13 protein-coding genes are annotated in these 13,980 nt (G+C 46.8%); 8 read left to right on the forward strand and 5 right to left on the reverse strand.

Annotated elements, in window-relative coordinates; translation table 11 throughout:
* The 3 genes from J7545_RS09605 to tilS form a co-directional block, all read left to right on the forward strand.
* The coding region (locus tag J7545_RS09605; RefSeq protein WP_318719506.1) for a hypothetical protein at positions 1 to 259 on the forward strand (259 nt) is incomplete at its 5' end.
* A gap of 160 nt (positions 260 to 419) precedes the next feature.
* A complete protein-coding gene (gene ccsB / locus J7545_RS09610; RefSeq protein ID WP_318698019.1) occupies positions 420 to 1,436 on the forward strand; it encodes a c-type cytochrome biogenesis protein CcsB in 1,017 nt (338 codons plus the stop codon).
* The gene (gene tilS / locus J7545_RS09615; protein ID WP_318698018.1) at positions 1,420 to 2,406 is read left to right on the forward strand and encodes a tRNA lysidine(34) synthetase TilS; all 987 of its coding nucleotides are present in this window, start codon (positions 1,420 to 1,422) and stop codon (positions 2,404 to 2,406) included. Before ccsB ends, tilS begins: the two co-directional genes overlap by 17 nt.
* A gap of 105 nt (positions 2,407 to 2,511) precedes the next feature.
* On the opposite strand, the gene J7545_RS09620 is transcribed toward tilS, so the two are convergent.
* The 3 genes from J7545_RS09620 to J7545_RS09630 all read right to left on the reverse strand — a co-directional run bounded on the left by J7545_RS09620 (position 2,512) and on the right by J7545_RS09630 (position 7,270).
* On the reverse strand, positions 2,512 to 3,135 hold the full coding sequence (locus J7545_RS09620) for a helix-turn-helix domain-containing protein (RefSeq protein ID WP_318698017.1): 624 nt from the start codon (positions 3,133 to 3,135) through the stop codon (positions 2,512 to 2,514).
* 173 nt (positions 3,136 to 3,308) lie between these two features.
* Positions 3,309 to 6,269: a calcium-translocating P-type ATPase, PMCA-type gene (locus tag J7545_RS09625; protein WP_318698016.1), complete on the reverse strand. Its 2,961-nt coding sequence runs from the start codon at positions 6,267 to 6,269 to the stop codon at positions 3,309 to 3,311.
* A 422-nt stretch (positions 6,270 to 6,691) separates the two neighbouring features.
* Positions 6,692 to 7,270 carry a DUF2808 domain-containing protein gene (locus J7545_RS09630; RefSeq protein WP_318698015.1) on the reverse strand — a complete coding sequence of 193 codons (579 nt, stop codon included), beginning with the start codon at positions 7,268 to 7,270 and terminating at the stop codon, positions 6,692 to 6,694.
* Positions 7,271 to 7,490: 220 nt separating this feature from the next.
* Here J7545_RS09630 and J7545_RS09635 point away from each other — a divergent pair, with 220 nt between their 5' ends.
* The gene (locus tag J7545_RS09635; protein WP_271945277.1) at positions 7,491 to 7,790 is read left to right on the forward strand and encodes a 30S ribosomal protein PSRP-3; all 300 of its coding nucleotides are present in this window, start codon (positions 7,491 to 7,493) and stop codon (positions 7,788 to 7,790) included.
* 168 nt (positions 7,791 to 7,958) lie between these two features.
* Here the strand turns inward: J7545_RS09635 and atpC are convergent, their stop codons facing one another.
* Both atpC and atpD read right to left on the reverse strand, forming a co-directional pair.
* Complete coding sequence (atpC, locus tag J7545_RS09640) at positions 7,959 to 8,378, reverse strand: ATP synthase F1 subunit epsilon (RefSeq protein WP_318698014.1); 420 nt, start codon at positions 8,376 to 8,378, stop codon at positions 7,959 to 7,961.
* Positions 8,379 to 8,488: 110 nt separating this feature from the next.
* Positions 8,489 to 9,943 (reverse strand): F0F1 ATP synthase subunit beta, encoded by a 1,455-nt coding sequence (atpD, locus tag J7545_RS09645; protein WP_318698013.1) that lies wholly within the window; start codon positions 9,941 to 9,943, stop codon positions 8,489 to 8,491.
* A gap of 506 nt (positions 9,944 to 10,449) precedes the next feature.
* On the opposite strand from atpD, the gene groES reads away from it, so the two are divergent.
* The 4 genes from groES to J7545_RS09665 all read left to right on the forward strand — a co-directional run bounded on the left by groES (position 10,450) and on the right by J7545_RS09665 (position 13,722).
* Positions 10,450 to 10,761: a co-chaperone GroES gene (gene groES / locus J7545_RS09650; RefSeq protein WP_271945269.1), complete on the forward strand. Its 312-nt coding sequence runs from the start codon at positions 10,450 to 10,452 to the stop codon at positions 10,759 to 10,761.
* 72 nt (positions 10,762 to 10,833) lie between these two features.
* On the forward strand, positions 10,834 to 12,465 hold the full coding sequence (groL, locus tag J7545_RS09655) for a chaperonin GroEL (RefSeq protein ID WP_318698012.1): 1,632 nt from the start codon (positions 10,834 to 10,836) through the stop codon (positions 12,463 to 12,465).
* A gap of 219 nt (positions 12,466 to 12,684) precedes the next feature.
* Complete coding sequence (locus J7545_RS09660) at positions 12,685 to 13,035, forward strand: hypothetical protein (RefSeq protein WP_318719507.1); 351 nt, start codon at positions 12,685 to 12,687, stop codon at positions 13,033 to 13,035.
* A 33-nt stretch (positions 13,036 to 13,068) separates the two neighbouring features.
* Entirely contained in the window at positions 13,069 to 13,722 is a 654-nt protein-coding gene (locus J7545_RS09665) for a hypothetical protein (RefSeq protein WP_318698010.1), read from the forward strand.
* The last annotated feature ends 258 nt before the right edge of the window (positions 13,723 to 13,980 follow it).

The following is a 13,980-nucleotide window of genomic DNA, read 5'->3' on the forward strand; positions in this document are numbered from 1 at the left end:
CAGACGGAAAGTAACGCCTCCCGAGAGAATCCCCTCTGTTTGGAATGGGAAACAGTTCCAAGCAAGGGAACTCGTAGAAAGAGGAAGTCTCCTTAGTGATGAGGGGAATCCCCACGCCTTTAGGCTGGGGAGGATGTCAAAGCTCATTATTGAACTGGAAGACTACGACGAAAGTCTGGCTAAATCCTTAGAGACTCTGGCAGATACTTGTGAGTTTGAAGAATTATTTGGACTTGTCGCTCAAATCGATCAACTTTAGTACACAAGTAGGTGCGAAAACTTTTCCTCCTCTATTGCCTCGCATACCTGAGAGCGCGAGGCAAAGAAAGCACCGTATTGCTTGAGAGCTGATCATTGACTCCATTTCCGATAGGATCTAAAAGAAGAGAACACCTTAATATTGGGAGAAATACAACATAATGGATCTGGTCGCGCTCCAGAATAGCTTGGATAATCTAAGCTTTGCCGTCCTTTTGGTGACAATGTTACTCTATTGGTCCGGGATGGCCTTTCCGAGAATCCCCTATTTACCTGCCTTGGGAACCGCAGGGATGGCGATCGCCAATCTCTCTATTGCTTCCTTACTTGGCGCTCGTTGGATCGAAGCAGGATACTTTCCCCTCAGTAACCTCTACGAATCCCTATTTTTTATTGCTTGGGGACTCACCGCCACCCATCTGTTGGCTGAATATCTGAGCCGTTCCCGGTGGGTGGGTGCAGTGGCTTCACCCGTTGCCATGGGCATTACCGCCTTTGCTGCCCTCTCTTTACCGGATACGATGCAGGTGGCGGAACCCCTTGTACCAGCGCTTCAGTCCAATTGGCTGATGATGCATGTGAGTGTCATGCTTCTGAGCTATGCCTGTTTGATGGTGGGTTCCCTGTTAGCGATCGCCTTTTTAATCGTCACGCGAGGTCAAGCCGTGAGCCTTGCCGGTAGCTCCTACGGCAATGGCAACCGTCGCCAAACGCCTCTGAATCAGATGGAAACCGTCTCCGATCTACCTGCTGTTCAGTTCAGCAGCAATGGCAGCGCGATCGCCGAACGGAGTCAAGGGGTTACCACTTTAGAGCGAATCGCCCTCGAAACGACTCCAACTTGGTCGCCAGAAACTTTGAGTCTTGCCCAAGTTTTGGACAATATCAGCTACCGGATGATCGGACTGGGTTTTCCCTTACTGACTATCGGCATCATCGCTGGAGGAGTTTGGGCGAATGAAGCTTGGGGATCGTACTGGAGTTGGGACCCTAAAGAAACCTGGGCCTTGATCACCTGGCTGGTGTTCGCTGCCTATCTCCATGCTCGCATTACCAAAGGCTGGCAAGGTCGCCGTCCTGCCATTCTTGCGGCTGCTGGTTTCTGTGTCGTCTGGGTGTGCTACATGGGCGTTAATCTATTGGGCAAAGGGTTGCATTCCTATGGCTGGTTCTTCTAAACCAGAGTGGACTGATTTACATGCCAAGTTCCAGGGGACATTGCGATCGCGCCCCCAACTGCTCCCCCCCCAAGAATCCTTGTTGGTAGCCGTTTCGGGAGGTCAAGATTCTGTTTGCCTCCTGAAACTGCTCCTAGACTTGCAACCCAAGTGGAGATGGCACTTAGCTGTTGCCCACTGCGACCATCAAATGCGATCGGATTCGGCGGCCAACGCCCAGCAGGTCTCAGAGATGTCTGGGCAATGGAACCTCTCGTTTTATCAAAAAACCGCAGAACAGCCCCTTCAAGGGGAAGCTGCTGCCCGTTCCTGGCGTTATCATGCCTTGATAGCACTAGCTGAAACCCATGGGTTTTCCAGGATTGTGACGGGTCATACCAAGAGCGATCGCGCCGAAACCCTTCTGCATAACCTGATTCGCGGTAGTGGACTCAATGGACTCGCAGCTCTGACGTGGCAGCGTCCCCTGAAAGAAAACGTGCAACTGGTGCGTCCGATGCTGGAAATTGGGCGATCGCAAACCGCCCAATTTTGCCAACACTTCCACCTCCCCATCTGGGAAGATTCCACCAATCAAGACACCCGCTACACCCGTAACCAGATCAGATTGCACCTCATCCCTGCCCTAGAAGCCATTAATCCCCAAGTCCAAACTCATCTCGCCACCACGGCCGAACTCCTAGATGCCGATGTTGAGTATCTCGAATCCATCGCGACAACTCTTTATACCCAAGTTGCTCATTCCAACTTACCGAAACTCAACCGCCAACTGCTCGCAGACATGCCCCTATCCTTACAACGGCGTGTTATCCGCCAATTTCTGATGCAATGGCTACCCCATGCCCCCAACTTTGCCCAAGTCGAAAAAGTCACCCATCTAATCGCCGCGCCCAACCGCTCCCAAACCGATCCCTTTCCCGGCGGGAGGATTGCCTGTGTCCATCATCCCTGGATTGAATTGAAATTGTAAATAAAAACTGTCAATAGATTAGTATCAATCAATCTTTCTGATACATAGAGAGAGGGTAGCTCAACTCAACTTAGAGAGTTGACTCTGATGCTCCCGATACACTTTTCAACTGATGGATACTTCCGCACGAAACAGCAACTTTTGCTGATAGCGATATCCTGGCATCACCACAGTAACTAAGCTTCCTGGCTCGGCTCTTCCCTGGGTGAGTTGATGCCATTGAGGATCGTAGGGAATGCGATCTCCAACTGCTCCTATTGCTTCTAACCCCCAACTTTGCACGAGATGCTCAACGGGTTTGACCAGTTTCACCAAATTATTGGGTTTGATATTGGCTTGCTGTTCCACTTTAGCCACGGCGATCGGCCAATAGCGCAACCAAGATTCTAACTGGTCCAAACTTTCTCGCTCAAAACCCTCTTTTAACTCTTGATGTTGTTGTTTGAGTTGTAGTTGAAGGCGATCGTATTCTTGCCGCAATTCAGTTACTGGATCGGGCAATTGTCCAAGAGCAGATAACAATTCTGGCGCACCAATGTGTAACGCTGTCGCTAATTGCCGCAACGTACTCATTTTCAGATCGTCGATTTTACCTTGACGGATGCGCCGCAATTGTTTTATCGACACTCCTGAACTTTGACTCAAGGCTGTCCAAGAGTTTAAACCCACCTTTTCCATTAAAGGTTGAAGAATAGAATTCAAAGGAAATTTTTCGTCTACTTCAGTCATGTATTGCTTCGCGCGGTAATGGGTAATGGGTAATGGGGGGATAGGGAGATAGGGGGATCTTACAATTGAATGATTTTCTCCGATTGTGTATCCAGAGACCTTCAGATAGGCCTAAATTCTATAAAATTATCCCTTCTCCGCGTCCCCGCGTCCCCGTTTCTCCGTGTCATCCCCTAATTTTGTGCCATTTCGCTACGGATACGAGCCAATAATCGCCCGAGTTCTCCCACCCAAAGAATAATGGAGGTTCCACCCCAAATTACTAACCAATCCTGGAGATGGAGGGGAACCGTTCTAAAGAAACCATCGCCCCATTGAACAATGATGATTTGTCCAAACAGGATTACCGCAGAAATAATTAAAAAGCCAGGATTATCGGGTAGGTTTTTGAAGACGGAATCTTTTAAGCCAAAGCATTTGGCATTAAATAAATTCCACCAGTTGACCATGACAAAGGTGGTAAAGAAGAGGGAGAGTTCATAGGGGTCAACCATTCCATCTTGCTGAATATAGAGCAGAAAGGCGACAAAAAAGATCAGGAAGACAAAGGCCACCGATAAGAGTTGTTTAGCCATTGATGGCGTGATGATAAAGGCTTTCGGGTTGCGAGGAGGATGGCGCATCACCATCGGGTTGGGGGGATCGGTGGCTAAAGCGAGAGCGGCAAAGGTATCCATAATCAGGTTGACCCATAACAGTTGGGTGACAGTTAAGGGTAAATTAATGTTGATAAAGGGGCCGAGTAGGGCAATGCCACAGGCAGCCACATTAATGGTGAGCTGAAACAGGATAAATTTTTGAATATTTTGATAGAGCGATCGCCCCCACATGACGGCATTTTCGATACTCTTAAAGGAGTGATCCAGGATAATAATATCACTGGCTTCTTTGGCTACTGAGGTACTTTCTTGACCCATTGCTAATCCCACTTGCGCTTGATTAAGGGCGGGTGCGTCGTTAGTGCCATCTCCGGTAACCGCGATGACTTCGCCATTTTCTTGTAAAAGTTTTACCAATCGTTGTTTGTCGGCAGGACGGGCACGAGAGAGGACTTTTAAGTCCCGAACAGCCCTTCGCGCTTCCTCGTCGTCAAGTTGGGCAAAGTCTTGACCCGTTAAAAAGCATTCTGGGCCATCCTCATCGGTGACTAAGCCAATTTGACGAGCGATATATTTGGAGGTGTTGGGATTATCACCAGTGACAATTTTAACGCCCACATGGGCCCGTTGACAGGTTTTAATCGCTCTGGGTACATCGGGGCGAATGGGGTCAGCAATAGCCACAAAGCCTAACCAAATCATGGGTTGGCTCATGAGCCGTTCAATCTCAATTTCTGCTTCAGGATAGGGGAGGGTTAAGTTATCCCGATAGGCAAATCCTAACAGTCTCATGCCATGGGCTTCGTAGGTTTGCATATTTTGGGCGATCGCGCTATGGCTGGGAATCGGCTGCACCCCTTTTTCGGTCAGAATATGGCTACATTGGGCTAACACAATTTCTGGCGCGCCTTTAATGTGAATAATTGGGCGAGAAGGCTCCGCATCACTGGCGCGATGGCGAGAATAACCCAAGGTGGCCATATATTTCCGTTCTGGGGAAAAAGTTAACTGGTTTAAAGTGCGAAAACTTTCCCGTTCTTGTTCATAGTTATGCTGCCGATCGTCTAACCATAAGAGCAGCGCTCCTTCAGTGGGATCGCCAATCGGTATAACCTCTTCTTGGCCTAAATTAAGGTTGCAACTGCGCTGTAAATTAGCGGTACTATTAATGGCGATCGCCTCAGCCATCAGATCTAAGTCTCCTCCAAAACAAGCCTCACTCACTTGCATCTTATTTAGAGTCAAGGTTCCCGTCTTATCGGAACAGATCACCGTAGTTGCCCCAATCGTCTCACACGCTTGCATTTGCCGCACCAGGGCATTTTGCCGAGTCATGCGTCGCATACTATAAGCCAGACTCAAAACCACACTTAAGGGTAAGCCTTCGGGAACCGCCACCACAATCACCGCTACAGCAATCATAAAATAGGTTAGTAGGGAGGTGGCCGCTTCTGCGGTTATCCAAGTTTGCGGTGTTGGCGGAACCCAGTTAAACAACCAACCGATGCCCAATCCACCCGCTAACACCAATACTCCGATCGCCAAACTTTTGAGCCATGCAAGTAAACCCTCATCTTCTAACCATTCTGGAGATTTCATCTGGGGTTTAATCAAGCTCAATCCCTGATAGACAATGGGTAACCAAACCTTAGTTAAGGCGATCGTCACGCTCAGAATAACTAAACTGGTCACATACCACTGTTGGCCACTGAGATTAAATTCATCTGCCAAAATACCGCGTACAATTAAGGCCGAATCAATTAAAACAGCAATCAACAACCCACAAACCCCAATCAACTGACTCAGGCGATCGAGTTGTTGATTCAAGGGCGTTTTTTCTTCTGTTGGCCCCGCCGCCGCCCGTGCAGTGCGTCCAATTTCTGTTTGATCGCCGATGGCAATTACCTCCAGAATGCCATGGCCATCTACAACGATAGTTCCTCGCATCACCCGATCTGGAGGATAGGCGGTAGAACTAACCGTCACTTTCTCCAACTGCTTAGAGGTCACCTTAGTCACGGGTAGGGTTTCCCCAGTCAAGCTCGACTCATTAATCTGAAACGATACTGCACCAATAACTAAACCATCAGCAGGAACTTCATCCCCGGCTTCAAGTAAAACCACATCTCCAACGACAATCTCCTTTTTGGGGACTTTAGTAAAAATGCTATTGCGGACTACAGTTATGGGGACTTCATCATTGACTTGGTTGAGAATATTAAATTCTTGGGTTGCCTTAAACTCATTGATAAACGAAACTGTAGTCGCTAAAAAAATCGCGATCAGAATCCCCAGACCTTCCAAATATTCTCCATCGACAAAGCCAATGGTCATGGCCAACAGTGCAGCCACAATTAGAATCCGAATAATAGGGTCTTCATACTTTTCTAGATAAAGTTTCCACCAAGGCGTTGGTTCTGGTGGGGTGAGGAGGTTGAGTCCATACCGTTGGCGACTCGCTTCAACTTCTGTCGCTGTTAGCCCCCACAGGTGTTTTGACTCTTCCAGGTGAGGTTGATGTTTTTGAATGGTCATTTGCTGTTTATATTATACAAGGGTTGAAGTAGGGTTTTAAAGACGTGGGATATATACAGATTCTCTCTTCTATGAAGTACAGCTTGAAGCCTAAGACTCTCAGCCATATAAGCTATTACCTATTGCTAGAGTGCGAAGCGCTATATCAAGCCGCTCCATATTCTTCCATCATGATTGAATTTTGACGAAAATGCATCTGTTATCCCCAATGATTAAAGAAATGTTAACAAAAGGCTAGGTAAACCATCGCTTGAGTAGAGTGCGTTAATGATGCACCCCACTTGTCGATAGAGTTAACCCGGATTAAAAATAGGGAGGTTGATATACTCACGAGGCTAAAGCCACCGTGAGTCTTGACCGTTCACCGTGACTAGCAGCCTGACATGAGAGAACTAGAAAAGCTGTCCTAGAAGAACGGGCTTTTAAATCCAAGGGGTTCGATAAAAATGGAGGCGGCCAAATCCAAGAAAGGCTTTTTGGGGTTTTTCTCCGTGGGGAAAGGCGGTTACTCCAAATAGATATACGCCGGTTACACTGGGATTTCTCACGGGATACAATCCAACAGTAAATGTTGTTCCAGGGGGGATGGGTTCCTCTAACATGAGGGTAAGAGTCCGCTGGGCGATCGCCACTTCTTCTATGCTAAACGATCTACCCCGATTCCGGCGATCGCCCGCAAAAACCCTTGTCCGTTGAGCCTCATACCGAGGGACATCAAACCCTTGAGTTTGAGTTATTTCTAGCGCCTTGAGGGCTTCACTGGCATCTTCAGGGAGTTCGATGGTAAAGTAATAGGCGGCACTCCAAGCGCGAATGGTGCTATTGGTGGTGGTAACAGAGATTAACCGAGGTACTCCCGCAAAGGCTGTAATTCCATCTCGTAGAGTAACCGCATAAATAGGTGAGGATAGAGGCATGGCTAGAATAGGAGAGCCAACGGTCAATGCCAAAAGGCAAAGCGGCAACACCAATGGTTTATAACACTGTATCCAACTACCCATTACCTTTACCTCATTGATAATTTGCTGTTTGTCAATGGTGAGAATTAGCCAACTTTGGGGACATCGTAGACGCGAAGTGGCTTCTCGAAGCGTTACGCCCTTGCCTCCATACCACTCTTATCCTGTTTTAGCTGATTTTACCCTAGCTCAACAGAACGGTTCAAAGTGCGATATAATGAACTATTACACTTGTTGAACCAATCTAGCGTTGGAGGTTTGATTGTCAAAATTTCAATTAAAAGTTCTCTGGTTAGAGGATAACGTTGCTATTACCGTCGATCAAGTGGTAGGGAAAGGCTTGAGTCCATTGACTTGCTACTTTTTCTGGCCCCGTAATGACGCTTGGCAACAACTCAAAGATCAACTCGAAGAGAAACACTGGATTGATGAGCCCGATCGAGTTGGACTCCTCAACCAAGCAACAGAAGTGATTAACTACTGGCAAGAGGAAGGTCAAAAACGACCGATGTCAGAAGCTCAAGCCAAATTCCCAGAAGTTGTCTTTACCGGTAGCAGTTGAAACCTACTGGTAATGGGGCATGGGTCAGCCCTTTTCCCTTAAAGTCCGCTTTTTTTCGGCTGTCACCTTGGGGGGGCAAACGCCTAAAACTTATGTTCCGCCAGAAAATAAAACCCTCCTCTAGTTCCGAGGAGGGTTTAGATTTTACTAAGGGTTGAGGATAGTCCTCTATAACTTGACCATGCCACCAGCGGCTTGGAATTTTGCCCTCGCCCGCTTTAAGGCTTGGGTCGCTTGAAACTGTTCTTGACGGTCATCAACATTAACTTTGCTCAGGCGCTCTTGGGCTTTTTGATAAGCACTTTCAGCCTCTTCCAAATTAATATCGCCACCCAAGGCTCCCCCATTCACTAGGATGGTCACTTCATCATCATCTACCTCAGCAAAGCCACCCATCAAAGCAATGGGTAACCATTCTTTTTGAGATTGGGGGCGCACTTGCATTACACCAATATCGAGAGCAGACAAGAGGGGAGCGTGACCACTGAGAATTCCCAGTTGTCCAGTCGTACTCGGTAAAATCACCTCATCCGCCACATCATCCCAGACAGTCTTATTAGAAGCAATAACACGAACTTTTAGGGTCATGAGTTGATTGAAATTCTAGATTGAGAACTTATTTTTGAAGTTTTGAGCGTTAACTTTTAGGTTGGGTTCACTCAGGATGCAACCCAACCTAACGATCGGAAAGCTAGAGATTAACCCTTAGCAGCCAATTTTTCCCCTTTGACGATCGCCTGGCTAATATCGCCTACCATATAGAAGGCCTGCTCAGGCATATGATCCAACTCTCCAGAAAGAATCATCTTGAAGCCTTTGATCGTCTCATCAAGCTTCACATACTGACCCGGAGAACCAGTAAATACCTCAGCCACAAAGAACGGTTGAGATAGGAAACGCTCAATTTTACGGGCACGAGCAACCGTCAGACGGTCATCTTCAGACAACTCATCCAAGCCCAGAATTGCAATAATATCTTGCAGCTCTTTATACCGTTGCAGCGTAGACTGAACTGCACGAGCCGTTTGATAGTGATCGTCACCCACAACACTCGGTTGTAGCATAGTCGAGGTAGAACCCAGAGGATCGACCGCTGGATAAATCCCCTTAGAAGCCAAACCGCGAGACAATACCGTGGTTGCGTCCAAGTGAGCAAATGTAGTTGCTGGAGCAGGGTCAGTCAAGTCATCCGCAGGAACATAAACCGCTTGAATTGAAGTAATCGAACCTTCACGGGTCGAAGTAATCCGCTCTTGCAATTCACCCATTTCCGTACCCAAAGTCGGCTGATATCCTACCGCCGAAGGCATCCGACCGAGCAGCGCTGATACTTCAGAACCCGCTTGTACAAACCGGAAAATGTTATCGATAAACAGCAGTACGTCTTGCTTACTCACATCACGGAAATATTCCGCCATCGTCAGAGCAGAAAGACCTACCCGCATTCTTGCTCCGGGGGGTTCATTCATCTGACCATAAACCAGAGCTACCTTAGATTCGCTCAAGTTTTCCGCATTAATTACCCCAGATTCAACCATTTCGTTGTAGAGGTCATTTCCTTCACGGGTGCGCTCGCCCACGCCACCGAATACGGATACACCACCATGGGCTTTAGCAATATTGTTAATCAGCTCCATGATAATAACGGTTTTGCCCACACCCGCTCCACCGAAGAGGCCGATTTTACCACCCCGACGATAGGGAGCGAGGAGGTCTACCACCTTAATACCGGTTTCAAAGATAGAGGGCTTAGTTTCCAGGTCAGTGAGTTTGGGAGCTTCCCGGTGGATAGGAGAAGTATCTTCGCTGGTAACCGGGCCTTTCTCATCTACTGGATCTCCTAGGACATTGAAGATCCGTCCCAGGGTGATATTTCCTACAGGCACACTAATCGGCGCACCCAAGTCAACAATGTCCATACCTCGTGTGAGTCCATCTGTAGCGCTCATCGCCACAGCACGGACTTGGTTACCACCGAGAAGTTGTTGTACTTCGCAGGTGACAGAACGCTCTTGTCCATCTGCATTTTGTTTAACGACTCGGATTGCATTATAGACCTGGGGCAGTTTGCCACTGGGAAATTCTGCATCAATAACCGGGCCAATGATTTGAACAATTTTACCAACGCTTGTTTGCTCTGATGTAGCTACCATATCTTCGCCTATTGTGATTGCTGCTCAAGAATATGACTGGGGACAGTCGCTGGTTTCCTATGAGTTTTACAGGAAGGGAAGAGACGGTTTTAGGGACGAATCAATTTCCTCTGGATGCGAGGGAGTTGATCCCGGCACTTAAGAGGATGGCGATCGGGCCTTAATCCGGTTGAGCTTCCTGTTTCCTCACCAGCATAATTCTTAAAGCATTTAAGTTTAAGAATGTCATCTTTCAGATTATCACGGGATGTTCACCCAATAAAGCGGCAAGGCAAAAGGCAATAGGCAATAGGTAAGCTATCTCCGTGTCCCCGCGTCCCCCCATCCCCGCGTCCCCCATCTCCCTACCCTAGGGTACGGTAACCCGTACTGTTTCGCCTGTTGCAAGGGTTGCTCGCCTCAGATTACATTAGCACTCAGGAGTTGAGAGTGCTAACGACTGACATAGCCCCTCAGTTCCTTAAACCTGATTAACTTTTTACAATCAAATTGGAGAAGATTTTCCTATGGCAGCAGTATCCCTGAGTGTTTCTACAGTTAAACCCCTTGGCGATCGCGTCTTTGTTAAAGTCAGCGAAGCTGAAGAAAAAACCGCTGGTGGTATCATTCTGCCTGATAACGCCAAAGAGAAACCCCAAGTGGGAGAAATTGTCCAAGTTGGCCCAGGCAAACGCAACGAAGATGGTTCCCGTCAAGAGCCAGAAGTCAAAATTGGCGATAAGGTTCTCTACTCCAAATATGCTGGAACCGACATTAAACTCGGTAATGATGACTATGTTTTGTTGTCTGAAAAAGACATCCTTGCTGTAGTAAGCTAACTGGCTCACTGCTAATCCTACTCTACATAAACCTATCCATTTCTATACACCGATCAAGGATCTAAGAACACTATGGCAAAACGCATCATCTATAACGAAAACGCTCGTCGCGCCCTGGAAAAGGGAATGGACACTCTGGCTGAAGCAGTAGCCGTTACCCTAGGGCCTAAAGGCCGGAATGTGGTTCTAGAGAAGAAGTTTGGCGCTCCCCAAATCGTTAATGATGGGGTGACCATTGCCAAAGAAATCGAACTCGAAGATCATGTGGAAAACACAGGTGTTTCCCTGATCCGTCAAGCGGCTTCTAAAACTAATGATGCTGCTGGTGACGGAACCACCACCGCTACCGTATTAGCCCATGCCATGGTCAAAGCGGGTCTGCGTAACGTGGCGGCTGGCGCTAATCCCATTGCCTTGAAGCGCGGTATTGATAAAGCGACCGGTTTCTTGGTAGACAGAATTGCTGGTCATGCTCGTCAAATCGAAGACTCCAAAGCGATCGCCCAAGTTGGCTCTATCTCCGCTGGTAACGACGAAGAAGTGGGCACCATGATTGCTGAAGCCATGGATAAAGTCGGTAAAGAAGGGGTCATTTCCTTAGAAGAAGGAAAATCCATGACTACCGAGCTGGAAATCACCGAAGGGATGCGCTTCGATAAAGGCTATATCTCTCCCTACTTCGCCACCGACACCGAGCGCATGGAAGCGGTTCTCGATGAGCCTTATATCCTGCTAACCGATAAGAAAATCACCCTGGTTCAAGACCTCGTACCGGTTCTAGAGCAAGTGGCTCGTTCTGGCAAACCCCTACTGATTATTGCTGAAGATATCGAAAAAGAAGCTCTAGCGACTCTAGTGGTCAACCGTCTGCGTGGTATTCTGAATGTCGCTGCGGTTAAAGCGCCTGGTTTCGGCGATCGCCGTAAAGCGATGCTCGAAGACATTGCGGTACTCACTGGCGGTCAAGTGATCACGGAAGACGCAGGTCTCAAAATCGACAGCACCAAACTCGACCAACTGGGTAAAGCACGCCGCATCACCCTCACCAAAGACAACACCACCATTGTTGCAGAAGGCAACGAACAAGGCGTTAAAGCCCGTTGCGAACAAATCCGCCGTCAAATGGATGAAACCGATTCTTCCTATGACAAGGAAAAACTGCAAGAGCGGTTAGCGAAACTCGCTGGTGGCGTTGCCGTAATCAAAGTCGGTGCGGCTACCGAAACCGAAATGAAAGACCGCAAACTGCGCCTCGAAGATGCTATCAACGCGACTAAAGCTGCGGTTGAAGAAGGTATCGTTCCTGGTGGTGGTACAACCCTCGCTCACCTCGCTCCTGGCTTAGAAGAATGGGCGAATGCTAACCTGAGCAACGAAGAACTGACAGGTGCTTTAATCGTCAGCCAAGCTCTGGTTGCTCCTCTGATGCGGATTGCTGAAAATGCCGGTCAAAACGGCGCAGTTATCGCTGAACGGGTGAAAGAAAAAGACTTCAACGTGGGCTACAATGCTGCGGATAACAGTTTTGGCGATCTCTTTGAAGCCGGTATTGTTGATCCCGCTAAGGTTACTCGCTCTGCCATGCAAAATGCGGCTTCTATCGCTGGCATGGTCTTGACTACCGAATGTATTGTTGTAGACAAGCCCGAACCCAAGGATAATGCGGCTGCGGGCGCAGGTATGGGTGGTGACTTCGATTACTAATTCCCCGTCTACGACATTGAATAGTTTCTAGTCTTCATCCCCCGGTTGCTATGGCAACCGGGTTTTTTACGGAATGGTGGGTCGATAGGGGCTGTTGAACTTGATACTCTTTAAAATTTTCATGTAAGATAAGCAATGTAGATTTAGACTTAATTAGATAACGTGCTACAGCAATTGAATAACTTACCCCCATGGGCTAAAGCAATTTTTGTGTTTCTAATGGTTGTTGCTGGAATTGGTGGTTTCCAATTTCTAGAAACAAATAGCCAAACTTCTACTGGGTCAATGTCTGTACAACTATCACCAAGTTTAAAAGAGATTAATATTCTAATTAGAGATCGGAATAATCAAAAAGCAATTGAAAGCGTCAATATTATGATTATTTCAGATGGCCCACCTGTTAGTAAAATGACTGATCGTAATGGATACGTCAAAATTGAAATCCCAGAACGAAAAACAGTTGAAGTAACTCTACAAAAGAATGGCTATAAAACAGTTACTGAGAGTCTCAATTTAGAGACTGATCCCAATACTACTAGGACTTTGTATATGGATTTGGAAAATCCATAAAAATCATTTAAATATATTATCTTTTCTATAGAAATGTCTTCAGACAAAGATTTTTGGAGAGGTATCCAAGATAAATTTCAATTCTTCTTAGTTTTAGCTCTGCTCTGTTCCATAGGATTTTTAACATGGAAACAAGTGATTTACCTTATCTTAATGCTTGTTTCGGGAGGAACAGCCGCAGCCATGATTCCTTTGTATGATTTTTCTAGGCAGAAAATGGAGGAGTTAGAATTTTTAGAGGAACAAGATTTGAAACGACAAGTTGATATACTTCAAGAATCAAAAAGTGTTCTCCGAGAGAAATGCGCTGAATTCCAAGATATACGAGTCTTACTAAATGAAATTTTGATGGAAATCCAACATTTAGAAAGTCAAGCACAAAAACAATATGAATCTCAAGTTAATGAAAGAATAAATAAAGCAAAAAAACGAGAACAAGAGATTCAAGCTGCAAGACTAAAAAAAGGCTTAACCTACGGTTGTCCACCCGATCCAGGAACAAAAAAATGTCCTGTTGAATATCCAATTTGTGTAACTGAAAACTTAGACAAGAAAGAAAGAAAGAAATATAAGGGAATTTATTACAAGCCGGGTGACCGCGACTATGATTCTCAACCAGTGTGGTGTTTTAGGACAGTGGAAGAAGCCAAGTTAGAGGGTTATCGTCGTTCTAAGAAAAAACAATAATTGAAAGTGGTTGACAACCGTTATCAGTGGGAAATGATGGATATTAACCATACATGAATCATATTGATGAGAGAAGCAATCGCCTCACCAAATACTATTTTTGACTCTGTGCAAGTGATATCCCTCTTTTGTCACTCTGCCGAAAGAGGGATAGAATAAGAGGACAAGTAAAGAGCTGAAAAATAGAATAGACAATGGATGTAGAGTACCCACTCCGGAAACACGTAGCTCGCTCTGCTGAAGCAACGATTCTGTTAG

It is taken from the genome of Roseofilum sp. SBFL (genome assembly GCF_017746885.1).
Classification (GTDB): Bacteria; Cyanobacteriota; Cyanobacteriia; order Cyanobacteriales; family Desertifilaceae; genus Roseofilum.